Source organism: Dokdonella sp. (genome assembly GCF_017744955.1).
Lineage (GTDB): Bacteria > Pseudomonadota > Gammaproteobacteria > Xanthomonadales > Rhodanobacteraceae > Dokdonella_A.
Genome location: NZ_JAGIAG010000009.1, coordinates 84,125 through 107,205 on the forward strand (window position 1 = coordinate 84,125; position 23,081 = coordinate 107,205).

Here is a 23,081-nt window from a genome sequence, read left to right on the forward strand (position 1 = left end):
TCCGCTGACGCAGGACGGCGAGCCGCTATTCCTCGCAGGCGCCTTACTTCTTCTCCAGCGCCTTCTCGATGCTGGCCTGGGTCATCGGGTGGTAGCCCGGCTTGGCCTTGGCGTAGACCTGCTTGGCGAACGCCTTGCCGTCCGGCGTCTTCACCAGCGCCTCGTACAACGGCACCACCAGGTAGCGACGGCCGATGCACGTCATGTACTTGGCCATTTCCGCGCGCGCCGGCCGGTAGTCGCCGCCGATCGCGGCGAGATACCAGCGCCGCGCGATCTCGGCGTTCGGCGACCCGTTGAGATGCCAGGCCTGGTCGAGCGCGGCGAGCTGTTCGGTCGTCAGTTTCTCCGGCAGGCCGTCGAGGAAGTACATCCACTCGTGCGTGTTCCAGTCCTTCGCGCCGAGATCGGCGGCCTTGCGCGTCCCGGCCAGCCACTCCTTGCGCGCGGCGGCGATCGCCTCCAGGCGCTGCGAGGTCGGCACCGGCGCGTCGTCCGGCACGCCCGGCTGGTAGATCCACTGCTTGACCTCGTCCAGGCTCATCTTGCCCGGATGCTTGTCGATGAGGTTCGCCTGCAGGTATTCGAGCATCTGTTCGGTGGTGATGCTCTGGAACGCGAAGTGGTCGAAATAGTCGCGCAGGTACGGATCGAACACCTCGCGGCCGAAACGCGCTTCCAGCGTGCGCAGCAGCCAGGCGCCCTTGACGTAGGCGTAGTTCGACGCCGCGTCGTCGGCGTCGTCGACGTCGGAAACCAGGCGCTGCTGCGCCGGCGGGGTTTCCTTCATCTCGCGGCGCAGGGCGTCGGCGGCGGTGATGAATTCCTCATCGGCCGGCGCCTTGCCGTAGACGGCTTCGACGATGCGGTTCTCGACGTAGGTAGTGAAGCCCTCGTTGAGCCACATGTGCTTCCAGCTCGCATTGGTGACGAGGTTGCCCGACCAGGAATGCGCCAGCTCGTGCGCGACCAGCGAGACCAGGCTCTTGTCGCCGACGATCACCGTCGGCGTGGCGAAGGTCAGGCGCGGATTTTCCATGCCGCCGAACGGGAAACTCGGCGGCAGCACGAGGATGTCGTAGCGGCCCCAGCGGTACGGTCCGTACAGCTTCTCGGTCGTCTCGATCATCTTCTCGGTGTCGGAGAACTCCTTCGCCGCCGCCTCGACCACCGACGGTTCGGCGTAGACCGCGCTGCGCGGTCCGGTCTCGCGCACGGCGATGTCGCCGGCCGCGATGGCGAGCAGGTACGACGGGATCGGCTGCTCCATCGCGAAGCGGAAGTCGCCGTCGAGCGCGTGCTTGACGTCGTTGTTCGCGCTCATCACCACGCGCAGTTCCTTCGGGCCGCGCACGTGCGCGGTATAGGTGAAGCGCACTGCCGGGGTGTCCTGCAGCGGCACCCAGCTGCGCGCATGGATCGACTGCGACTGCGAGTACATGAACGGATGCTTCTTGCCCGCCGTCTGCGCCGGCGTCATCCACTGCAGGCCCGATGCGGTCGGCGCGCTGCGGTAGTGCACGCGCACGCGCGGCGCCTGCTCGTCCAGCGCGATGCGCAAGGCCGAGCCGAGCACCGCATCGCGCTTGTCGAGCGTGTAGCGCGCGGCGTGCGCCTCGCCTTTCGCGTCGAGTGCCTCGACGCGTTCGATCGTCAGGTCGCGCGTGTCGAGCACCAGCGTGCGCGCCGCCGGGTCCTTCCATTCCAGTTGCAGTTCCGCGCTGCCGGAAAGCTCGCGGCGCTTGAAGTCGACGTCCAGGTCGAGCGCGAGCGAACGCGTGCGCACCGCGTCGACGTTGGCGTAGCTGTGGGGATCGGCGGCGTGGACGGCCGTGGCGGCGACGGCCAGGACCGAGAAGAAAGCGAGACGCAGGCAGGACACGGACATTCCTCGTAGTCGATGCGGGAGAACGGCGACGCGCTCGGCGTCGCGAGGTCCGCGCATTGTCGCCGAAAGCCGCCGGCCGCGCAGGCCGACCGCCTGCCGCGTCCGGCGGCGGCTGCGCGACCGGCGCTTTTTCGCCGCGATCCCGGGCCGGCGCGACACTTGTTTGCAATGCCCGGCTGCGAATGACGAAGGCAGCCCGGTTCCACGAATTGCAAAACTGGAAAATTTCGCATCGGTGATTTTCGCGAAACAAAAAAGATCGCCGGTTTCCGAATTTTTCACGCGCGGATCACGCACGTCCTTTCAAGGTAGGAAGGCGCGCGGGGGCGCGCAGAGCCGAAACGTTGCGCAGAGCCATGGCATCGACTCTTCAACTCATGCAGACCCTGCTCGTGTGCGATTCGCACGAGCAACTCCATCACAGCGGCAGCGAGTGCGCTCGCAGGCTCGGCTACGACGCCTGGGTGTACGCGATGATGCCGGCCGGCGGAGCGGAGGTGCCGTATCTGTGCGGCTCCCTGCCCTCGACCTGGTACTCCGACCATTTCAAGCACGGCCACGGTGCGGCCGATCCGGTGTTCGCGCACTGCCGGCGTCATCTGACGCCGCTGATCTGGAACGTCGAGAACGTCCGGGACGACGAGGATCCCGACTGCCCGGTCTTCTTCCGGGACGCCGCCGACATCGGCCTGCGCTACGGCGTCAGCGTGCCGATCCACGGTTTCGGCTGCCAATGGGGCGTGCTCGCGCTGGCCAGCTCGCAGGCGCCGCCGCGCACGGCGATGCGCCGCCTCGCCGACGCGCAGCTGTTCGCCACCTTCGTGCACGAGGCCGGCCATCGTCTCGCCAACGCGATCGAGAGCGAGCACGTTCGCCTGACCGAACGCGAACGCGAATGCCTGCGCTGGACCGCCGGCGGCAAGACCGGTTGGGAGATCAGCCAGGTGCTCGGCATCTCAGAGCGCACCGTCGTGTTCCATCTCGAGAACGCCGCCCGCAAGTTCGGCGTGTTCGGCCGCCGCCAGGCGGCGGCGCGGGCGATCGCGTTGCAGATGATTTCACTCTGAATGCGTGCGCGCGTTCACAGGCTCGGCTTCGCCACCATCAGCCAATAGCTCGCAACGACCGCGATGAAGGCAGGCCACCCGAGCAGAAACCAGCGTCGCATGGTGAGGTGGTATTCCGGCGGCAACGGACCACCTTCGCGCACGGCGGCAACCGCGAGATCGCGCAGCCGGAACTGCAGCACGACGACCGGAATCCAGCATGCACCGGCGACGAGATAGAGCGCCAGCGTCGCGACGATCCAGAAGGAACTGAGATCGAAACCGGCCAGATGCGCGAGCGCGAAGCCGCTCAGCGGCTGCACGATCACCGCCGGCGTCGTGAACCACCAATCGGCTCGAACGGTCAGCCGCGCCACGCGCGCGATCGCGGCGACATCGCCGCTGCGATACGTGAACCACTGGAAGAACGCCGTGCCGAGCCCGGTCCCGAACAACAGGGCGGCCGAGACGATGTGAAGCGTCTTCAGCAAGGCATAGGTATTCATCGGCGCTCCTCCGTCGCCAGCAACAGGACCAGCGCGGCGAACAGAGGGAGATTCTTCAGTAGGCCGCCGAACGGATCGAGCCAGCTCTTCGGCCAGAGGAAGCCGATCACGACCGTGTAGCCGGCGAGCATCGTCAGCATCGCGCCGAGTACCCAGCGCGGTCGCCAGCGCGCTAGACACAGTCCACCCAGCAGCAGGTCGGCCGCACCGCTCGCTCGCGCCAGCCACAGTACCGATGCGCTGGCCGGCCCTCCGATCGCCGCGGCGACATCGGCGGCAGAAGACGTCAAGCCGACCACTCCGGAACCGATCCACAGCAACGCCAAGGCGATACGCAATAACGGCAACCCAAAGTACAGCCTTGCAGCCAGGCGATCCTGCGTCTGTGCCGGAACCTCCGCCAAGGCGACCTCCAGCGCACGCGCGCTGACACCCAGGCGGTCGCGCACCTGCGTCCATGCATCCGGTGCAGCGACATTGCCGCGCTCGAGCATGCGCTGCATCGTCAGGCCGAGCGGCCCACGGAAACAATGCTCGCCGATACGCGTGCCGACCCGGACCAAGCCGACAGGAATCCGCCACTCACGCGCAGCCGGAAAGCCGAGCCAACGTCGCCAGATGCGCAAATATTCGGCCAGCGTCACGACCTGCGGGCCACCGATCTCCATGACTCCGCACTGCGGCTCCTTTCGCACGATTGCCGCAGCAACGATCCGGCCGAGGTCTTCCAGCAACACCGGTTGCAAGCGTTGAGCTCCGCCGCTCGGCAGCAGCAGCATCCCCGGCAACGCGGCCAGCGCACGCAACAGGGAAGTCCCGCCGTAGGAACCACGCGGACTGCAGACTACCGATGGCCGCAGCACCAGCGCATCGAGATCGAGGCGCAAGAGGTCCGTGTCGCAGCGATGCTTGGACGCGACGAACTCGCCGTCCGCAGGGTCGCCGAGCGCGGAGATCTGGACGACGCGCCGCACGCCGGCCTTGGAACAAGCGCTAAACAAGGCCAACGGCGCTTCCACGTGCACCGCCTCGAACGTGTCGGCACCACGCGGGCGCAGGATGCCAGCCGCGTTCACAACAGCGTCGATTCCGTCCAGTCGCTGCGACCAGACGGCCTCGTCCACGTCCTCAGCCATGTCGCAGACGACGACGGACTGGTCTGCCGCTGGTGCACCCATGCGAGCGTGACGGACACAGCGGACCACTTCGCAACCGTGCACGCGCAACGCCGCGTCGATCGCCGAGCCGATGAAGCCGTGCGCGCCGACCAGGAGGACTCGCGGAGAGGCGCGTTCCGTTCCGACGACACCCCCGCCGTCTGGATTCACCCGAGCTCCGCCAACGCCATTTCAGCAACCGCCAGATCGGCCTCCGGCTCGTCGCCGTCGCCGATGATCCAGGCGGCGGACAGGCAGGCGAAGGCGAGCGTCCATTGCAGCAGCCGTTCGCGGTCGATCCCGGCGGCTTCGACGATGAGATCGACGCGACCGGCGAACAGCTCGCGCTTCAGATCGACGTCCTCGTGCGGGTCCGGATTGCGCATCATGTTGACGAAGTCGAAGCCGCGCTCGCCGTGAAGGCGCATCGGATCGATCGCCAGCCAGCCGCGTTCGGCGCCGTCGAGCACGTTGTCGTGATGCAGGTCGCCGTGCAGGGTGACGATCTCGCGCGGCGCGGCGAACAGCTCGTCCGCGATTGCGGCGGCGCGTGCGAGGATGCCGCCGTGCGTACGCGCGACGGGAGCCAGCGGGGCGAACCAATCCCGCAACGGCAGCAACTGTTCCGGCAGCGGCCGCGCGCGCGGGGCGTGCAGGCGCGCGGCGGCGGCGCAGAGAATGCGGATCGCTTCGCCGTCCCGGCCTTCGAGCGTCATCCGCGCCAGCGAACGGGTGCCCATCGCGCGCTCGAGCAGGAGCGCGTCGCCCTCGTGCGCGAACACGCGCGCAGCGCCCTCGCCGCCCCAGTATTCCATCAGCAGCCAGGCCCAGCGCGTGTCCGGCTCGCGCGCGATCTTCAGCATCGCCGGCGCGCCGGCGTACCGCACCGGCAGCAGATCGCTGCAATGGGTCGAGATCGACGCACCGTCCGGGTGCAGGTTCCAGCGCGACAGCCATTCGTCGAAGATCGACGGAACGACCTCGCGATTCATCGTCCGGCGCTCAAACGCGATAGCCGCGGTGAATCGCGACGATGCCGGCGGACAGGTTGCGCACGTCGACGCGCGCGAGGCCGGCCGTTTCCATCATCGCCTTCAGCGTTTCCTGGTCCGGATGCTTGCGGATCGACTCGGCGAGATAGCGATAGCTCGCCTCGTCGCCGGCGATCAGCCGGCCGATGCGCGGCAGCACCTGGAAGGAATGGAAGTCGTACAGGGGCTTGAGGAATTCCGCGCGTACCGCGGAGAACTCCAGCACCAGGGCGCGGCCGCCGATCTTCAGCACGCGGTGGATCTCGGCCAGCGCGCGTTCCTTGCGCGTGACGTTGCGCAGGCCGAACGCCATCGTGACGCAGTCGAAGCTGCGGTCCGGGAACGGCAGCGCCTCGGCGTTCATCTGCGACCAGTCCAGCCCGCGCGACATGCCGCGGTCGAGCAGGCGGTCGCGGCCGACGCGCAGCATGTCGCCGTTGATGTCGCCGACCACCACGCTGCCGCGCTCGCCGACCTTCGGCAGCAGCAAGGCGGCGATGTCGCCGGTGCCGCCGGCGAGGTCGAGCACGCGGTCGCCCGCGCGCACGCCGCTGGTGGCGACGAAGTAGCGTTTCCACAGGCGATGCACGCCGAACGACATCAGGTCGTTCATGACGTCGTATTTCTTCGCCACCGAGGTGAACACCTCGCCGACGAGGCGCGCCTTGTCGGCCTCGGGCACGTCGCGGTAGCCGAAATGGGTGACGCCGGCCTGGTCGTCGGTCGATTCGATCATGGCGCGCATCCTACCGCAGGCGCCGCCGGCCCGCGTTGCGCGGGAGCGCGCCGCTCGCATAATGCGCTCTGGCGGCCCGCCGCGAGCGCGAGCGCGCGGCGATCCGCCGCGGGTCCGGGGAGTGTCGACATGCTGGTCTGGTGGGTGAGCGCCGCGGGGCTGCTCGTGGCGGCGGCGGCGATCGTGCTGTTCAACAGGCTCGTCGCCGCGCGCAACCAGGTGCGCGCCGCCTGGAGCGACATCGACGTGCAGCTCACGCGCCGGCACGACCTGGTGCCGCAGCTCGTCGCGGCGGTGCAGGGCTACGCCGGCCACGAGCGCGCGACGCTGACGCTGGCCGCCGAGCTGCGCGCGCGGGCGATGGCGGCGGCGTCGCTGGGCGAGAAGGCGCAACTGGAAGGCGAGCTCGCCGACCAGGTGCAGCGCATCCTCGCGTTGCAGGAGAGCTATCCGGACCTGAAGGCGAGCGAGAACTTCATCGCGCTGCAGCGCGACCTCGTCGCGATCGAGGACCATCTGCAGTACGCGCGCCGCTTCTACAACGGCGCGGTGCGCGACCTCGACGACCGGATCGGGACGTTTCCTTCGCTGCTGGTCGCGCGCGCGGCGAACTTCCGCCCGGCGGAGTTCTTCCGCCAGCCCGAGAGGCCGCGATGACGCGCGCCGGACCCCTGGTCCTCGGATGGCTCGTCGCGCTGCTCGCCTGGCCGCTCGCGGCGATGGCCGACGAGCGCATCCTGTCGTTCCACAGCGCAATCGACGTCGCCGCCGACGGCGGCATGGACGTGACCGAGACGGTGCGCGTGCGCGCAGAAGGACGGAACATCCGCCACGGCATCTACCGCGATTTCCCGACCGACTATCGCGACCGCTTCGGCAACGCCGTGCGCGTCGCGTTCGAGCCGCGCGCGCTGACGCGCGACGGCCGGACGGAGCCGTTCCACGTCGAGCGGCAATTCAACGGCGTGCGCGTCTACTTCGGATCGAAGGACACCACGCTCGCGCCCGGCGAGTACACCTGGTCGTTCGGCTACCACACGAACCGGCAGCTCGGCTTCTTCGCCGACCACGACGAGCTGTACTGGAACGTCACCGGCAACGGCTGGGATTTTCCGATCGACGAGGCGGTCGCGATCGTCGCGCTGCCCGGCGCCGTCGCGCGATCGGACCTGCGCCTGGACGCCTACACCGGTCCCGACGGCGCGAGGGGCGCAGACTGGACCGCACGCGCCGACGGCGATTCGCGCGCGGTGTTCGCGACCACGCGGCCGCTCGATCCGCGCGAAGGACTGACGATCGCGGTGAGCTTTCCCAAGGGCCTCGTCGCCGCGCCGGGCGAGCGCCAGCGCGTCGCCTGGTTCCTCGGCGACAACGCCGGCGTGCTCGCGCTCGCCGCCGGGCTGCTGCTGGTGCTCGCCTACTATCTCGCGCAGTGGTCGCGTGTCGGTCGCGATCCGAAACCCGGCACGATCATCCCGCAGTACGAGCCGCCGGCCGGGCACACGCCGGGCGCGCTGCGCTACGTCGAGCGCATGGGCTGGGACAACCGCTGCGTCGCCGCCGACCTCGTCGACGCCGCCGTGCGCGGCACGATCCGCATCGCGGACGACGATGGCGACTATCGCATCGAGCGCGTCGGCGACGCCGCGCTGCCGCCGGTCGAATCGCGCCTGGTCGCCGACCTGCTCGCCGGCGCCCACGCATTCACCTTCGAGCAATCGCAGCACGCGCGCGTCGCCAAAGCGCTCGACGCGCATCGCAAGGCGCTGAAGACGGCCTATGCCGACAGCCATTTCCGCACCAACACCGGCCTCGTCGTCATCGGCGTGCTGATCACCCTCGCCGCGGTCGTCGGCGCGGCGCTGCTCGTCGGCGACGCCGGGCGGACCGCCGGCGCCGCATTCATGCTGATCTGGCTCGGCGGCTGGAGCGTCGGCGTGTTCGCGCTGTGCTCGAAGGTCGTCAGCGCGTGGCGCACGGTGCGCCGCGGATCGCTCGGCAAGCGGGCCGCGGCGACCATCGGCGCGATCTTCATTACCGTGTTCGCGCTGCCGTTCGTCGCCGGCGAGCTGTTCGGCATCGGCATGCTCGTGATGCTCGCTGGTGTCGGATTCGCGATCGCGATCGTCGCGCTGATCGCGACGAACCTGCTGTTCGCCTGGCTGATGAGGGCGCCGACGGCGACCGGACGCGACCTGCTCGACCGCATCGACGGCCTGCGGCTCTATCTCGGCGTCGCCGAACGCGACGAACTCGCCGCGCAGAAGGCGCCGCCGGTGAACGCCGAGGAGTTCCATCGGCTGCTGCCGTACGCGCTCGCGCTCGACGTCGAAGAAAACTGGACCAATCGCTTCGCCGCCGCCGTAGGCCCAGCCGCAGCGGCCGCGGCGGTGGCCGGCGCCGGCTGGTACCACGGTGCGTCGGGCGGCGACTTCAGCGGCTTCGCGAGCGATCTCGGCGCCTCGTTCGGAAGCGCGATCTCGTCCTCGTCGAGCGCGCCGGGCTCGTCGTCGGGCGGTGGTGGAGGCGGTTCGTCCGGCGGCGGCGGAGGGGGCGGTGGCGGCGGCGGCTGGTGATCGCGCTCAGCGCGCGAGTCCGCCCGCCGCGAGCGCATCGAGGTACTCCTGCCAGTTGCGCGCCTGGTCGCGACCGAGCGCGTACAGTACGTCCCAGGAGTAGATGCCGCTGGCGTGACCGTCATCGAAGCGCAGCAGCACGGCGTAGTTGCCAACCGGCTCGACGGCGGTGATGTTCACCCGCGCCTTGCCGGCGACGAGCACCTTCTGCCCCGGACCGTGACCCTGCACTTCCGCGCTCGGCGAATTCACGCGTAGGTATTCGGCGGGCAGGCGGAACGTCTCGCCGCTGTCGAACGCGACTTCGAGCGCATGCGAGGCGCGGTGCAAGGTGAGAGTGGTCGGAATCGGGGAGTTCATCGGTCGTCCGTCGCGCGGTATTCAGTGGATGCCCGCATTCGCGAGCATGACATCAGCTCGATACTGAGCGCTGTTCCGATCGACGCCGCAGGAACCTTCACCGAAGGCAAGCTGTTCATGAAAAGTGCGGCCATGGATGGCCGCTCTGGACTCACAAGAAAGCACACACCCCCGAAGCCCCACTCCGCCTCACGAAGCAGCGCTCAAGGACGAGCGCACTAGTGCACCGTATCGGAAAGCGGCGCGCGCGGCCGCTGCGGATCACCCGGCGACCCGGCCACCTGCCACAGCGCGTCGAGATAGCCGCTGCCGAAGCCGATCGAGCCGATCGCCTCGAATTCGTAGGCACCGGTATCGGGATACCACTGCGCGTTCGGATCGAGCTCGCGCAGCACCAGCGCGTCGTGCTCGACGCTGGCGAGCTGGCCGACGTAGCTAATCTCGCCCTCGTCGTCCTCGATCATGTTGATCGAGATCAACGGCGCGCAGGCGGCGGCGGACTGCGCGATCGCGACCCAGTCGTCGAGGCGGAAACCTTCCGGAACGACCAGCTGCTCGCCGCGCAGGGCCAGCGCCCTGTCGACGAACTCGCGCGACGGATCCGCCTCGAGCGAGCTGATGTCGGCCACCGCGATCACGACGTAGCCGTCGAAGCGCATCGCGTCGCCGACTTCGGCGATCAGGCAGAAGTCGCGCGACAGACCGACCACGTAGCCGTGGATCACGCCCGGCTGCAACCGTTCGCGCTGGATGCGCATGGGAATGCGCTGTTCCAGCGCTTCGCGAAGATCGGCGCGGGCGCCGCGGGCTTTGAACGGAACGACGGTGGTCATGGCGATATGGTCGGGCAGCGGGGCAGTCGGTGCAAGCTGGTGCGGGAAAGGCGGCTCTTCGGCGTCATCCTGCGGAGCGGAGTCCGACGTCCCGGCCCGCCCGCGCACGAGCGCGATGGCGGCCTGCGCCGTGACGGGGAATCCGGGGCTTCACGTCTCCAAAAGCCCCTGTTTCCGGCCTCACAGGATGTAACGCGACAGGTCCTCGTCCTTAACCAGGTTGCCCAGGTGTGCGTCGACGTAGGCGGCGTCGATGCGATAGCGCTGGCCGCCCTTGTCCGACGCCTCGTAGGACACCTCGTCGAGCAGGCGCTCGAGCACGGTATGCAGGCGGCGCGCGCCGATGTTCTCGGTGCGTTCGTTAACCTGGAAGGCGATCTCGGCGAGTCGCGCGATGCCGTCGTCGGTGAACTCGATCGTCACGCCCTCGGTGCCGAGCAGCGCCGTGTACTGCTTGGTCAACGCGTGATGCGGTTCGGACAGGATGCGCTTGAAATCCTCCGCGCTGAGCGCGGCGAGTTCGACGCGGATCGGGAAGCGACCCTGCAGCTCCGGAACGAGATCCGACGGCTTGGCCAGCGAGAACGCGCCGGAGGCGATGAACAGGATGTGGTCGGTCTTGACGATGCCGTACTTGGTCGACACCGCCGAGCCTTCGACCAGCGGCAGCAGGTCGCGCTGCACGCCCTCGCGCGAGACGCCGGCGCCGCTCCATTCGCCGCGCTGGGCGACCTTGTCGATCTCGTCGATGAAGACGATGCCGTTCTGTTCGCAGTTGGTGATCGCCTGCGTCTTGATCTCCTCGTCGTTGACCAGCCGGCCGGCCTCCTCCTCGATCAGCAGCGGCCGCGCCTGCGCGATCGACAGCTTGCGCGACTGCGTCTTCTGCCCGGCCAGCGACTGGAACATGCCGCGCAGCTGGTTGGTCATGTCTTCCATGCCCGGCGGCGCCATGATCTCGACGCCGACGTTCACGGCGAAATCCAGCTCGATCTCGCGATCGTCGAGCGCGCCCTCGCGCAGCTGCTTGCGCAGCTTCTGGCGCGTTTCGGCGTCGCGCGTGTCGACCGGCTGCGGCTCGTTGGCGAAGCCGACGCCCTGACGGCGCGGCAGCAGCGCATCGAGGATGCGGTCCTCGGCACGGTCCTCGGCCTGCGAGCGCACGCGCGTCTTGGCGTGCTCGCGCGCCATCTTGACCGCCGCGTCGGCGAGATCGCGCACGATCTGCTCGACGTCCTTGCCGACGTAGCCGACCTCGGTGAACTTGGTCGCCTCGACCTTGATGAACGGCGCGTTCGCCAGCGCCGCCAGGCGGCGCGCGATCTCCGTCTTGCCGACGCCGGTCGGACCGATCATCAGGATGTTCTTCGGCGTCACCTCGTCGCGCAGCGACGGATCGAGCTGCATGCGCCGCCAGCGGTTGCGCAGCGCGATCGCGACCGCGCGCTTGGCCGCCTTCTGGCCGATGATGTAGCGGTCGAGTTCGTTGACGATTTCGCGGGGAGTGAGTTCGGACATGTCGTGGGTCGGCGGTGAGCGGTGAGCGGTGAGCGGTGAGCGGTGAGCGGTGAGCGGTGAGCGGTGAGCGGTGAGCGCGAAGAGCGTGACAGGCTTTTGCCTTTTCCGCTGACCGCTCACCGCTACCCGCTCACAGCTCTTCGATCGTGACGTTGTGATTGGTATAGATGCAGATGTCGCCGGCGATGTTCAACGCCTTCTCGACGATCGCGCGCGGCTCCATCTCGGTGTTCTCGAACAGCGCCTTCGCCGCGGCCAGCGCGAACGGACCGCCGGAACCGATCGCGATGATGCCCTGCTCCGGTTCGAGTACGTCGCCGTTGCCGGAGATCAGCAGCGAGGTCGACTTGTCGGCGACCGCGAGCATCGCTTCGAGCCGGCCGAGGCGGCGGTCGGTGCGCCAGTCCTTGGCCAGTTCGACCGCGGCGCGGGTCAGGTTGCCGCCGTGCTTGTCGAGCTTCTGTTCGAACAGCTCGAACAGGGTGAACGCGTCCGCCGTCGCACCGGCGAAGCCGGCCAGCACGTCGCCCTTGCCGAGGCGACGGATCTTGCGCGCGTTCGCCTTCATCACGGTGTTGCCGAGCGTGACCTGGCCGTCGCCGCCGATGACGACCTTGTCGCCGCGGCGGACGGAAACGATGGTGGTGGCGTGGAAACTTTCCATGATCGGCTCTGTTCGTCGAGGGAAACGAGGTAGGGATCGCGCCCTGGCTTTGCAAGACTGGGGCCGGAGAAGAAGGATTTCTCGCAAAGGCGCAGAGAACGCAGAGGAAAACCCGTTTCGCTTTCTTTTCTCGGCGTTCTCTGCGCCTCTGCGAGAGCACCGCTCTTGCGCACCCCTTCCAGCTACTCCCCCGCCCCGGCTTTCCGCCGCGCGCGCGGATGCGCCGCGTCGTAGACCTTGGCCAGGTGCTGGAAATCCAGGTGCGTGTAGATCTGCGTGGTACCGATGTCGGCATGGCCGAGCAATTCCTGCACGGCGCGCAGATCGCCGGAGGATTCGAGCAGGTGGCTGGCGCAGGAATGGCGCAGCAGGTGCGGATAGACGCGCTTCCACACGCCCTGCTCCTGCGCACGGCGCTTCAGCCGTGCGCGCACGCCGTTCGGCGTGATCGGCCGGCCGCGCGCGCCGCGCACCAGCGGATCCTCGTCGCCGCAGCGATCCTGCTCGCGCAACGCGGCGAGCGCTTCGCGTGCCTTCGTGCCGACCGGCACCAGACGCGTCTTCGAGCCCTTGCCGGTCACGCGCAGCATCGCGCCGTCGGCGTCGAAGTCGCGCCAGCGCACGCCGCACAGCTCGGCCACGCGCAGGCCGCTGGAGTACAGGAGCTCCAGCAGGGCGCGGTCGCGCACGGCTTCCGGGTCGCCGCCGGGCACTTCGACCAGCTGGGTCATCTCGTCCGCGTCGAGCACCTCGGGCAGCTTGCGCTTGAGCTTCGGCGCGCGCAGGCCGAGCGCCGGATTCGTCGTCACCTCGCCTTCGCGCGCGAGGTAGCGGAAGAAACTGCGCCAGGCCGATGCGAGGCCGCGCAGCGTCGAGGGCGAATAGCCGCGCGCACGATGCTCGTGCGCGAGCAGGGACTGCACCTGATCGGCCTGCAGGTCGCGCCAGCGCGCGATGCCGCGCTCGTCGGCGTAGTCGGCCAGACGCGCCAGGCCGACCGCGTAGTGCTCGATCGTGCTCGGCGAATAACGGCGCTCGTCGCGAAGATAGGCCAGGAAGCCGTCGACGCGGCTGGCCAGAGCCGCGTTCATGTCAGTTCTTGAAGCGCCCGATCGCCGTCGCCACCGCCTCGGCGATCAGCTTCAGGAATACCGTGCCCATGCCGGGATGGAAGCGGTTCTCGTCGTGGCTGCCGATCGCCAGCAGGCCGAGCGAATCGATCGGCAGCAGGACGGTCGAGTGCACCTCGCCGGCCTTGTCGCCGAACAGCGCGTCGAGCTTGTCCTGCTGCACGCGACCGCACAGCGGCTCGGCGCGCTTGAAGAACTCGGCGAAGGCCGGCATCCCAGCGACGCCGGCCTGCTCGCAGATCAGCCACTCGGCCGCCGGCAGGTCAGGGTCGGCGCGGAACAGGACCAGCCGCACCAGATCCGTGTGGAAGTCCTCGGTCAGCGCGGCGACGATCGCGTTCGCGGTTTCCGGCAGGGTCTTCGCGCGCATCAACGCCAAGGTCAGCGTGTGCACGCGCACCATCAGCGTCTCGTTCTCGTGCGCGACCTCGATCAGCTCCTGCAAACGCCGGTTCAGCTCGCGGTTCTTGTCGCGCAGCACTTCGAGCTGATAGCTCGCCAGCGAGGCCGCCGAGCCCTGCTCACGCGGCAGCACCAGGGCCATGGCCAGGTCCGGAAATTCGTTGAGGAATTCCGGATGGCGGCGCAGATAGCTCGCGACTTCCATCGCGGTCAGACCTTCCTTGACGCTGAGTTCGCTCATGGTTTCCTCGTCTTGCCTCATGCGCAGCCGTTTCGCGAGTTCGATGCTCGCGGACCCGGCGCTTTCAGTCCGGATGTGCATCGCACCGGACGATTCCGGCCATCCTAAACGCAATACTCGCCTTCGAACACGAACGCGGCAGGGCCGGTCATCCACAACGTGCTGCCGGGGCCGTCCCAACGGATGGTCAGCTCGCCACCCGGCAGCGTGACGCGAACCTCGGCGTCGACCAAGCCACGTCGACGCAGCACTGCAACGGCGGCGCAGGCACCGCTGCCGCACGCCAGGGTTTCGCCGACGCCGCGCTCCCACACGCGCAGGCGAATCGCGTCGCGCGCGACGACTTCGGCGAAGCCGACATTGCAGCCCTGCGGGAACTCAGGCACGTGCTCGATCTGCGGCCCGAGCACGGCGACCGGCGCCGTATCGACGCGGTCGACTTCGACGACCGCGTGCGGATTGCCCATCGAGACCGCGCCGATCTCGACTTCGCGACCGACGACGTCGATCGCGTAGCGCTCGGCTTGTTCTTCGGCGAGGAACGGAATCCGCTCGGGAGCGAAGCGCGGCTCGCCCATGTCGGCGCGCACCTCGCCGTCGGCGAGCAGCTCGACCGCGACCGGGCCGGACGGGCTTTCCAGCCGCGCCGCGCCTTCGCCGAGCGCACCGGCGCGCGCGAGCCAGCGCGCGACGCAACGCAGGCCGTTGCCGCATTGGCCGGACGTCGTTCCGTCGGTGTTCCAGATGCCGTAGGCGAATGCGCAACCCGGGTCGCGCGCGGCTTCGATCGTCAGCAGCTGGTCGAAGCCGACGCCGAAATGGCGGTCGCCGAAGCGGCGGATCGCGGCGGCGTCGAGCGGCAGCGGCTGCGTGCGGCAATCGACGACGACGAAGTCGTTGCCGAGGCCGTGCATCTTGCTGAAGCGCATGTCAGCGCTGGCCGGCGTCCTGCGCCTGCTGCGCGGACTCGGCCGGCTTCGGCGGCGTCGGCTTGACCAGGTCGCCCTTGTTGCCGCAGCCGGCCAGGAGCAGCGCGACCAGCGCGAACGGAACGATGCGAACGAGAATGCGAGACATGGCGGAATCCTGCGAAAACCGCCCGCAGTATAGCGCTGCGCGCTATGCTGCCTCGCATGTCGCTGACGCCGTATCTGGTCGCACTGCTCGTCTTCGCCGCCGCCTGCGCGCTGCTCGCGCTGGCACACCTCCGGCGCGCGCGGCGGCATTGGCGCGAGCGGCGCCGTTTCGCGGCGACTCATCGGACGCTGTGGAGCCTGGTCTGCGTCGCGCTGGCCCTGCTCGCCGCGCTCGCCGCGACCAGCCTGCTCGGCTACCGCCGCCTGACGGCCGAGGCGCCGGTCGCCACGGTCGAGGCGACGCGGATCGCGCCGCAGCGCTTCGCCGTTTCGGTGACCACGGCGGACGGCAGCCGGCGCCGGATCGAACTGGCCGGCGACGACTGGCAGATCGACGCGCGCGTGATCAAGTGGCGAGCGGCCGCGGTCGCGCTCGGCGCGCCGCCGCTGTACCAGCTCGACCGCATCGGCGGACGCTATCGCGACATCGCGCAGGAGCGCGAAGCGCCGAGAAGCGTCGTCGCCCTGGCGCCGCTGCCGGCGCTCGACCTGTGGCAGCTCAAGCAGCGCTACCCGCGCTGGCTGCCGTGGATCGACGCGGACTACGGCAGCGCGGCCTACCTGCCGCTGGTCGACGGCGGACACTACACGGTCACGCTGGCGGCCGCCGGCGGCCTGGTCGCGCGGCCGGCCGATGAGGCCACGCGCGAGAAGCTGTCCACGCTCTAGGCCAGCGGCTTCTCGTAACGCAGCGCGTCGTGGCCGTCCTCGTAGTAGCCGCGGCGCAGGCCGAAGCGGTGGTAACCGTGACGCTCATACAGGCGCTGCGCGCCCGCATTGTCGACGCGTACCTCGAGCCGCAGGCGATCGCAGCCGCGCTTCGCCGCCGCCCGCTCGACGGCCTGCAGCAAGGCTTCGCCGATGCCGCGGCCGCGCGCGCCGGCGGCGACCGCGATCGAGTACAGGCGTCCGACGCGGCTGCGCGAGCGCAGGAACAGCACCGCCGCGCCGAGCAGGCGCCGCTGCGCGGTCGCGACCATGATCAGCGCGCTCGCGCTGTCCAGATGCCGGCGCAGCTGCCGCGCGCTCATGCGCTCGACGGCGAAACTGGCGTTCTCGAGCTCGACCACGGCGGCGAGATCGTCGACCGTCGCGCGCCGTACGCGCAGATCGTTCGTCGCGGCTGCGAAAGGCGGGTTTTCGGGGGGCGGCACCGGCACGGCGCGCAGCCTAGGCCAGTGCACGACAGTCCGCAACGGCGCACTGCACGCACGCCTGCGGCTGTGTCACACTGCGCGCCCTCGCATGTGCCTCCAACCGCTCCGCAGCCGTTCCGCCACGCGCCTCCCTGCGCAGCAGCGCCGCGGCACGGCCCCGAACTCCGCAGCCAAGCCTCCCGCATGAGCCGGCTCGTCATCGTCGTAGAGAAAGCCTCGGACTGGGGCTCGTACTATCCGTCCGACAACGTCGTCACCGCGCAGGATTATCTGAAGGAACCGATCGGCGCCGACGACGAGCGCACGCAGGTCATCAATCTCTGCCGCAGCTACAAGTACCTCGGCACCGGCTACTACGTCTCGCTGCTGGCCGAGGCGCGCGGACACAAGGTGATTCCGTCGGTGCGCGCGATCAACGATCTGCGCCGGCGCTCGCTGTACGGCCTGGACATCGACGACCTGAACCTGAAGCTGTCGAAGTTCCTGCCCGACGGCGGCCGCGACACGACCGACTTCGGCGTGCTGGTCTATTTCGGCCAGACCGCCTCGGAGAGCCTCGAGGACATCGCGCGGCAGGTGTTCGAATTGTTCCCGTGCCCGATCCTGCGCATCGAGTTCGAGCGCGAGCGCGTCTGGCAGATCGCCGCGATCAAGCCGACCGGACTGCACACGCTGTCCGATCCGCAGGAAGACGCCTTCGCGCAGGCGCTCGACAAGTTCTCCAAGAAGCTCTGGCGCAAGCCGCGCGCGCGCAAGAAGTTCCGCTTCGACCTGGCGATGCTGGCCGACCCGGGCGATCCGATGCCGCCGTCGAACAAGCGCGCACTGAAAGCCTTCGTCGAGGCCGGCGCCGAACTCGGCATCGAGGTCGACACGATCACCAAGAACGACTACACCAAGCTGGCCGAGTACGACGGCCTGTTCATCCGCGAGACCACGGCGCTCGACAACCACACCTACCGCTTCGCCAACAAGGCGGAGAAAGAAGACATGGTCGTCATCGACGACCCGAGCTCGATCCTGAAGTGCACCAACAAGATCTACCTGCACGACCTGCTGCGCTCGCGTAAGCTGCCGACGCCGCGCACCGAGATCCTGTACCGCGACGAGCCGAAGAAGCTGGCCGAGCTGCCGGATCTGCTGGGTTTCCCGATCGTGCTGAAGATCCCGGACGGCTCGTTCTCGCGCGGCATCGTCAAGGTCGAGAATGTCGAGCGCCTGAAGGCCGCCGCCGACGACCTGTTCCAGCACACCGCCCTGGTGCTGGCGCAGGAGTTCATGTTCACCGAGTTCGACTGGCGCATCGGCATCCTCGACCGCGAGCCGCTGTACGCGTGCAAGTACTTCATGTCGCGCGGGCACTGGCAGATCTACAACCACGGCGCGAAGGGCGCGGCGAAATCCGGTGGCTTCGAGACGATGCCGGTGCGCGCGGTGCCGGCCGAGGTGCTCAAGCTCGCGCTGAAGGCGACCGCGCCGATCGGCGACGGCCTGTACGGCGTGGACATCAAGCAGGCGGGCGAGCGCATCGCGGTGATCGAGGTCAACGACAACCCGTCGATCGACGCCGGCGTCGAGGACGCCTATCTCGGCGAGGATCTGTACCGCCGCATCATGGACGAGTTCCTGCGCCGGATGGAGCGCAAGCGGCTCGGCCTGCGCAGTTGAGCCGATCGGCTGTTCGATCGGCTAGAACTGGAAGTAGACGAACGGGATCTGGATGTCCACGTTCGCGCAGAATTCCATCGCGAGACAGACCACGCCCGCGCCGAGCGCCGCCAGCTGCCACGGTGCGCGCTCGACCAGCCAATCTTGCAGGCGCCGCGAGCGGTCGAGCAGGCACCAGGCGAGGCTGCCCGAGGCGATGATCAGCACACCCGGGTGAGCGGCGACGAAGCCGAGATCGGGCCACGCGCACAGCGCTTTCAGCGTCGCCAACGTGGACGGGAAGTCCGGTGCGCGGAACGGTACCCAGCCGAGCGTCACCAGCACGAAGGTCAGCCCGATCCACAGCGGCGCCAGCGCGGGCGCGTCGAGGGCGGCGGCCCAGGCGCTGCCGTCGGCGAGGCGCCGCGCGAAACGATGCAGGCCGAGCAGGGCGCCGTGGTAGAGACCCCAGACGACGAAGTTCCAGCTCGCGCCGTGCCAGAGTCCGCCGAGCCCCATCACGATCAGCAGGTTCACGTAGGTGCGCGCCGGACCGCCGCGATTGCCGCCGAGCGGGATGTACAGGTAGTCGCGCAGCCAGGTCGACAGCGAGATGTGCCAGTGCCGCCAGAAGTCGGTGATGCTGGTGGCGAGATACGGCCGCTCGAAGTTCGGCGGGAAACGGAAGCCCAGCCAGCGCGCGCAGCCGCGCGCGATGTCGGTGTAGCCGGAGAAGTCGAAGTAGATCTGCAGCGAGAACGCGAGCACGCCGATCCAGGCCGGCACGGCCGCGCCGTCGTAGGGTTTGCCGGAAAAATAGGCGTCGGCGATCGGCGCTAGGTAGTTCGCCAGCACGACCTTCTTGAACAAGCCCTTCAGAATCTCGCGCAGCCCCCAGCGCGCCGCCGTGTCCGGCAGGGAGAACGGCTGTCCGACCTGCGGCAGAAAATCGGTCGGGCGGATGATCGGGCCGGCTACCAGGTGTGGGAAGAAGGAAACGAACAAGGCGAAGTCGAGCGGGTTGCGCATCGCGCGCAGGTCGCGCCGGTAGACGTCGACGACGTAGGCGATGCCTTCGAACGTGATGAAGCTGATGCCGACCGGCAGCACGATACGCAAGGTCAGGCTGTCCGCGGCGAGCCCGAACAGCGCCGCGAACGATTCGACGAAGAAGTTGAAGTACTTGAAGAATCCCAGGACGAGCAGATTGGCGACGATCGCGAGCGTGACCGCCGCGCGGCGCGCAGCTCCCGCGCGCGCGTCGATCCACAGACCGAACAGGTAGTTCGCCAGCGTCGCGCCGCCGAGCAGCAGGACGAACCGCACGTCCCAGAACGCGTAGAACACGTAGCTGGCGATGACCAGCACGATGCGCGCGCGCGCGGCGCTCGATGCCGCGCACAGGACGAGGACGAAACCGAAGAAAAGCCAGTAGGCGAGCGTGTCGAACAGCATGGCGCTTCAGTGCAGCAGCGCCGCGACGCGTCGCGCCAGGCGCACGGTGAACTGCTCGCGGCCGGACTTGTTCATGTGCTCCAGATCGAAGAAGTTGCGCGGCCGCTCGATGTCGACGAAGGTATCGCCAGGCAGCGCGGAAACGGCGCCCGCAGCGATCAGCTCGGCCACGGCGCCGGTCGGCCGCGGAACCGGCGCTTCCGTGCCGTGCCAGGGGCCGCGCGGCACCTCGATCAGGATGATCGGCGTCCCGCTGGCGCGATAGCGCTCGACGATCCGCGTCAGCCATTCGCGGTAGTAGCGCTCGTTGCTGGCGGCCACCGCCGGCGACGGCACGGCGTGCAGCCAGCGGAAATAGTGCTCGGTGAGTCCGCGCTTCGTGCGCTCGTCCACGCCGTTCCAGTGCACCGGAAGACGGGTCGCCGGATCGATCGGCAGATCCGGAAGCGCCACGCCGTTTCCTCGGTAGCTCAGGAATTCCGCCACCGATCTCTCCTCGGTCCGGCGCACCTTCTCGTACCGATGTCTCGGCGAGCCCAGGAAGGCGGCGATGTCCCGTCGCAGCGCCTGCGCGGGAAACAGGATCGCGCGGCGAGCCTGGTCGCGCAGCGCCGGGCTGTCGAACGAGGAGGAGAACGTCGCCAGATCCTGCAGGCGCAGCAACGGCGCCAGATAGCTGATGTCGGCGACGCGCTCGGCCATGGTCCCGAGATCTTCGTCGGCGGAGAGCGGGATCGCCAGAACGATGGCCGCGAAGCGATTCGCCTGCGGATCGATTTCGCGCAATAGGTAGTACCAGATCCGCAACGCCGATCCGGGGATGAATCCGCTGACGAAGTGCAGACCGCTGCCCTCCGTGGTCGCATCCGCGAGTGCGGTCGACAGTCCCTCGCCGATCTTCGAGTTGCCCATCACGAGGACGTTGCGGCGTCCCGGCGAAATCGTCGCCTCGACGCGATGCACGGCGTTGCGCGTGGACCCCGCGACCGACTGCGGTTCGAGCCAGCGCAGGTAGAAACTGCTGCGGAATACCAGCGCGTCGAAGAGGATGACGACGGCTGCCATGAGCGCGACCAGACGCGCTGCGAATGCCAGCCTTCGGAGCAAGGCCATTCCGCCTCCCGGGCAGATTCGGGGAACGCGCGGGCCTCAACGGGCCGTACGACGCCCCGGATGCTGCCGGCGAAACGGCGGGCATTCTAGTACAGCGCAGGCCGCATCCATGCGGTCTGCGCTGGCCTCTCAGGCGAGCCCGACTCCTGTGCGGCTCGCCTCGCGCTGATGCAGCGTCAGCGCGAAATCGTTGCAGTGCCGCTGCGCCGCACCGGCCGCAGCGAGCGGTTTCCTCGCTGGCTTGGCCGCCGCAGCAACGAGCCGACGGTGATGCGCAAGGCCGGCATCCAGCGGCGGCGCAGGATCCACGTGAGATCGATCAGCGGCGCGCCGACCAGCCAGAACGGCACGCTCGCGCCGAGCAGTCCGCCGCCGCGCGCCGCCGGCACCCACAGCAGGACGATCGTGCCGAGTGCGAGCCAGGCGATCAGTACTGCTTTCACGGTTGAAGCACTGTCCTGCGACGGCGCAGCAGGCCGGTGCGGGCACGCCGATTGGCGTTCAACTCCCTCGCGGCGACGGCGGGACACGGATTCCGGCAGGGTCAGCGGCGACAGCAGCATCGGCGGGCTCCAGCAATGGCGTTGACGGGAGCTTGCGACTCGTCGATCTCAGCGACTGCGACGTCCGGCGGCGTCGGGCTGCGGAGCGATTCGCGCGTGCCATAATTCCGGCCTCATCGACGGAGCGCACGTGCAGGACCACGGCTTCCTTCAATACGCGGTCGTGCTGCTGCTGGCCGCCGTCGTCGCCGTGCCGCTGGCCAAGCGCTGGCAGCTCGGCGCCGTGCTCGGCTATCTCGGCGCCGGCGCGCTGATCGGCCCGTCCGGGCTGCGCCTGATCGACAATACCGAGCAGATCAAGGAAGCGTCCGAGCTCGGCGTGGTGCTGATGCTGTTCGTGATCGGCATGGAGCTGTCGCCGCAGCGCCTGTGGGTCATGCGCCGCAGCGTGTTCGGCCACGGCAGCCTGCAGGTGCTGGCGACTGCGGCGCTGATCGGCGGCGTGGTCTACTGCTTCGGGCTCGGCTGGAAGAGCGCCATGGTGATCGGCCTCGGCCTCGCGCTGTCCTCGACCGCGATCGATCTGCAGCTGCTCGCCGAACGCAAGGAGCTGACCAGCGCGCACGGACGCCTCGGCTTCGCGATCCTGCTGTTCCAGGACGTCGCGGCGATCCCGATCCTCGCCCTGATCCCGATCCTCGGCGCCGGCCACGACAGTCCACACGGCAGCGCCGACGTCCTCGCCGCGCTGCGCGTGATCCTGACCATTGCCGCCGTGGTGGTGGGCGGCCGTTACCTGCTGCGACCGCTGTTCCGCTCGGTGGCCAAGGTCGGCACACCGGAGGTGTTCACGGCGGCGACGCTGCTGGTCGTGATCGGCACCGCCTGGCTGATGCAGCTCGGCGGCATCTCGATGTCGCTCGGCGCGTTCCTCGCCGGCGTGCTGCTGGCCGACTCGGAATACCGCCACGAGATCGAGGCGCAGATCGAGCCGTTCCGCGGCCTGCTGCTCGGGCTCTTCTTCGTAAGCATCGGCATGTCGCTCGACATGCAGATGGCGCTGGCGCAGCCGCAGCTGGTCGCGACCCTGCTCGCCGCGCTGATCGCGCTGAAGGCGCTGGTGCTGTATTCGGTGTCGCGCTTCGCCGCCGGCGAAGACCAGCAGCAGTCGGTGGCGCTGGCGGCGCTGCTCGCGCAAGGCGGCGAATTCGCCTTCGTCGTGTTCACGCTGGCCGCCTCGAACGGCCTGATCTCGGCCGATCAGAGAAACATGCTCGCGCTCGTCATCACCCTGTCGATGGCGGCGACGCCGCTGCTGGTGCGCCTGCGCGCCGAGTTCGCGCCGACCGGCAAACCCAAGCCGGTGCGCGAGTTCGATCGTCTCGACATCGCCACGCCGCGCGTGATCATCGCCGGCATGGGGCGCGTCGGCCAGATCGTCGCGCGCATGCTGAACGCGAACAAGATCCCGTTCACCGCGCTCGAAGTCGATCCGGAGCAGGTCGACTTCATGCGCCACTTCGGCAACATGGTGTTCTTCGGCGACGCTTCGCGACTGGAAGTCCTGCGCGCAGCGCAGGCCGACAAGGCCGAGATCTTCGTCATCGCGACCGAGGACCCGGACGCCAACCTGCGCACCGCGCGCCTGCTCAAGCGCCACTTCCCGCATCTGAAGGTGTTCGCGCGCGCGCGCAACCGCCAGCACGTGTTCAAGCTCATGGACTTGAACCTCGACAGCATCGTGCGCGACACCTTCTTCTCCAGCCTGGAAATCGCACGCGGGGTGTTCGAGGCGCTCGGCTACGACAAGGCCGGCGCGGACGACTACGTGCAACGGTTCCGCCAGCACGACGAGCGCGTGCTGGCGAACCAGTATCCGATCTACGATGACGAGGCTGCCTTGCTGCAGTCGGCGAAGGAGGCACGCGCGGATCTGGAACGTCTGTTCCGCGCGGATACCGAACAAGAGGACACCCCCTGAA

At 68.6% G+C, this 23,081-nt stretch carries 23 protein-coding genes; 6 read left to right on the forward strand and 17 right to left on the reverse strand.

The window, feature by feature from the left end; translation table 11 throughout:
- Positions 1 to 43: 43 nt before the first annotated feature.
- Positions 44 to 1,882 carry a M1 family metallopeptidase gene (locus J7520_RS16270; protein WP_291190431.1) on the reverse strand — a complete coding sequence of 613 codons (1,839 nt, stop codon included), beginning with the start codon at positions 1,880 to 1,882 and terminating at the stop codon, positions 44 to 46.
- 383 nt (positions 1,883 to 2,265) lie between these two features.
- Here J7520_RS16270 and J7520_RS16275 point away from each other — a divergent pair, with 383 nt between their 5' ends.
- A complete protein-coding gene (locus J7520_RS16275; protein WP_291190434.1) occupies positions 2,266 to 2,955 on the forward strand; it encodes a LuxR family transcriptional regulator in 690 nt (229 codons plus the stop codon).
- A 14-nt stretch (positions 2,956 to 2,969) separates the two neighbouring features.
- Here the strand turns inward: J7520_RS16275 and J7520_RS16280 are convergent, their stop codons facing one another.
- The 4 genes from J7520_RS16280 to ubiE are packed head-to-tail and all read right to left on the reverse strand — an operon-like array spanning position 2,970 to position 6,364.
- Positions 2,970 to 3,440 (reverse strand): DUF2269 domain-containing protein, encoded by a 471-nt coding sequence (locus tag J7520_RS16280; RefSeq protein ID WP_291190437.1) that lies wholly within the window; start codon positions 3,438 to 3,440, stop codon positions 2,970 to 2,972.
- Positions 3,437 to 4,768: an SDR family oxidoreductase gene (locus J7520_RS16285; RefSeq protein ID WP_291190440.1), complete on the reverse strand. Its 1,332-nt coding sequence runs from the start codon at positions 4,766 to 4,768 to the stop codon at positions 3,437 to 3,439. Before J7520_RS16285 ends, J7520_RS16280 begins: the two co-directional genes overlap by 4 nt.
- On the reverse strand, positions 4,765 to 5,589 hold the full coding sequence (locus J7520_RS16290; RefSeq protein WP_291190443.1) for an aminoglycoside phosphotransferase family protein: 825 nt from the start codon (positions 5,587 to 5,589) through the stop codon (positions 4,765 to 4,767). Before J7520_RS16290 ends, J7520_RS16285 begins: the two co-directional genes overlap by 4 nt.
- A gap of 10 nt (positions 5,590 to 5,599) precedes the next feature.
- A complete protein-coding gene (gene ubiE / locus J7520_RS16295) occupies positions 5,600 to 6,364 on the reverse strand; it encodes a bifunctional demethylmenaquinone methyltransferase/2-methoxy-6-polyprenyl-1,4-benzoquinol methylase UbiE (protein WP_291190446.1) in 765 nt (254 codons plus the stop codon).
- Between the two features lie 129 nt (positions 6,365 to 6,493).
- Between ubiE and J7520_RS16300 the strand changes: the two genes are divergently transcribed.
- Together J7520_RS16300 and J7520_RS16305 are read left to right on the forward strand one after the other, a co-directional pair.
- Complete coding sequence (locus J7520_RS16300) at positions 6,494 to 7,021, forward strand: LemA family protein (RefSeq protein WP_291190449.1); 528 nt, start codon at positions 6,494 to 6,496, stop codon at positions 7,019 to 7,021.
- Positions 7,018 to 8,940, forward strand: a complete 1,923-nt coding sequence (locus tag J7520_RS16305; protein ID WP_291190451.1) for a DUF2207 domain-containing protein — start codon at positions 7,018 to 7,020, stop codon at positions 8,938 to 8,940. Before J7520_RS16300 ends, J7520_RS16305 begins: the two co-directional genes overlap by 4 nt.
- Before the next feature lie 6 nt (positions 8,941 to 8,946).
- On the opposite strand, the gene J7520_RS16310 is transcribed toward J7520_RS16305, so the two are convergent.
- The 8 genes from J7520_RS16310 to J7520_RS16345 form a co-directional block, all read right to left on the reverse strand.
- On the reverse strand, positions 8,947 to 9,300 hold the full coding sequence (locus J7520_RS16310) for a DUF971 domain-containing protein (protein ID WP_291190454.1): 354 nt from the start codon (positions 9,298 to 9,300) through the stop codon (positions 8,947 to 8,949).
- 218 nt (positions 9,301 to 9,518) lie between these two features.
- The gene (locus tag J7520_RS16315) at positions 9,519 to 10,133 is read right to left on the reverse strand and encodes a hypothetical protein (protein ID WP_291190457.1); all 615 of its coding nucleotides are present in this window, start codon (positions 10,131 to 10,133) and stop codon (positions 9,519 to 9,521) included.
- 180 nt (positions 10,134 to 10,313) lie between these two features.
- Positions 10,314 to 11,651, reverse strand: a complete 1,338-nt coding sequence (hslU, locus tag J7520_RS16320; protein ID WP_291190460.1) for an ATP-dependent protease ATPase subunit HslU — start codon at positions 11,649 to 11,651, stop codon at positions 10,314 to 10,316.
- A 130-nt stretch (positions 11,652 to 11,781) separates the two neighbouring features.
- Positions 11,782 to 12,315, reverse strand: coding sequence for an ATP-dependent protease subunit HslV (hslV, locus tag J7520_RS16325; protein WP_291190463.1), 534 nt, complete (start codon positions 12,313 to 12,315; stop codon positions 11,782 to 11,784).
- Between the two features lie 182 nt (positions 12,316 to 12,497).
- Positions 12,498 to 13,406 (reverse strand): tyrosine recombinase XerC, encoded by a 909-nt coding sequence (locus J7520_RS16330; RefSeq protein ID WP_291190466.1) that lies wholly within the window; start codon positions 13,404 to 13,406, stop codon positions 12,498 to 12,500.
- A gap of 1 nt (position 13,407) precedes the next feature.
- Entirely contained in the window at positions 13,408 to 14,088 is a 681-nt protein-coding gene (locus J7520_RS16335; RefSeq protein ID WP_291190469.1) for a DUF484 family protein, read from the reverse strand.
- 104 nt (positions 14,089 to 14,192) lie between these two features.
- Positions 14,193 to 15,017, reverse strand: coding sequence for a diaminopimelate epimerase (gene dapF, locus J7520_RS16340; protein ID WP_291190472.1), 825 nt, complete (start codon positions 15,015 to 15,017; stop codon positions 14,193 to 14,195).
- A 1-nt stretch (position 15,018) separates the two neighbouring features.
- Entirely contained in the window at positions 15,019 to 15,165 is a 147-nt protein-coding gene (locus J7520_RS16345) for a lipoprotein (RefSeq protein ID WP_291190475.1), read from the reverse strand.
- 56 nt (positions 15,166 to 15,221) lie between these two features.
- Here J7520_RS16345 and J7520_RS16350 point away from each other — a divergent pair, with 56 nt between their 5' ends.
- The gene (locus J7520_RS16350; protein ID WP_291190478.1) at positions 15,222 to 15,893 is read left to right on the forward strand and encodes a hypothetical protein; all 672 of its coding nucleotides are present in this window, start codon (positions 15,222 to 15,224) and stop codon (positions 15,891 to 15,893) included.
- Here J7520_RS16350 and rimI read toward each other — a convergent pair.
- Positions 15,890 to 16,408 (reverse strand): ribosomal protein S18-alanine N-acetyltransferase, encoded by a 519-nt coding sequence (gene rimI, locus J7520_RS16355; RefSeq protein WP_291190481.1) that lies wholly within the window; start codon positions 16,406 to 16,408, stop codon positions 15,890 to 15,892. The two genes, J7520_RS16350 and rimI, sit on opposite strands and share 4 nt — an antisense overlap.
- 156 nt (positions 16,409 to 16,564) lie before the next feature.
- Between rimI and J7520_RS16360 the strand changes: the two genes are divergently transcribed.
- Positions 16,565 to 18,049 carry a RimK family protein gene (locus J7520_RS16360; RefSeq protein ID WP_291190484.1) on the forward strand — a complete coding sequence of 495 codons (1,485 nt, stop codon included), beginning with the start codon at positions 16,565 to 16,567 and terminating at the stop codon, positions 18,047 to 18,049.
- A 21-nt stretch (positions 18,050 to 18,070) separates the two neighbouring features.
- Here the strand turns inward: J7520_RS16360 and J7520_RS16365 are convergent, their stop codons facing one another.
- The 3 genes from J7520_RS16365 to J7520_RS16375 form a co-directional block, all read right to left on the reverse strand.
- Complete coding sequence (locus J7520_RS16365) at positions 18,071 to 19,483, reverse strand: MBOAT family O-acyltransferase (protein ID WP_291190486.1); 1,413 nt, start codon at positions 19,481 to 19,483, stop codon at positions 18,071 to 18,073.
- 6 nt (positions 19,484 to 19,489) lie between these two features.
- A complete protein-coding gene (locus J7520_RS16370; RefSeq protein ID WP_291190490.1) occupies positions 19,490 to 20,548 on the reverse strand; it encodes a hypothetical protein in 1,059 nt (352 codons plus the stop codon).
- Positions 20,549 to 20,772: 224 nt separating this feature from the next.
- The gene (locus tag J7520_RS16375; protein WP_291190492.1) at positions 20,773 to 21,159 is read right to left on the reverse strand and encodes a hypothetical protein; all 387 of its coding nucleotides are present in this window, start codon (positions 21,157 to 21,159) and stop codon (positions 20,773 to 20,775) included.
- 130 nt (positions 21,160 to 21,289) lie between these two features.
- Here J7520_RS16375 and J7520_RS16380 point away from each other — a divergent pair, with 130 nt between their 5' ends.
- Positions 21,290 to 23,080, forward strand: coding sequence for a monovalent cation:proton antiporter-2 (CPA2) family protein (locus tag J7520_RS16380; protein ID WP_291190495.1), 1,791 nt, complete (start codon positions 21,290 to 21,292; stop codon positions 23,078 to 23,080).
- The last annotated feature ends 1 nt before the right edge of the window (position 23,081 follow it).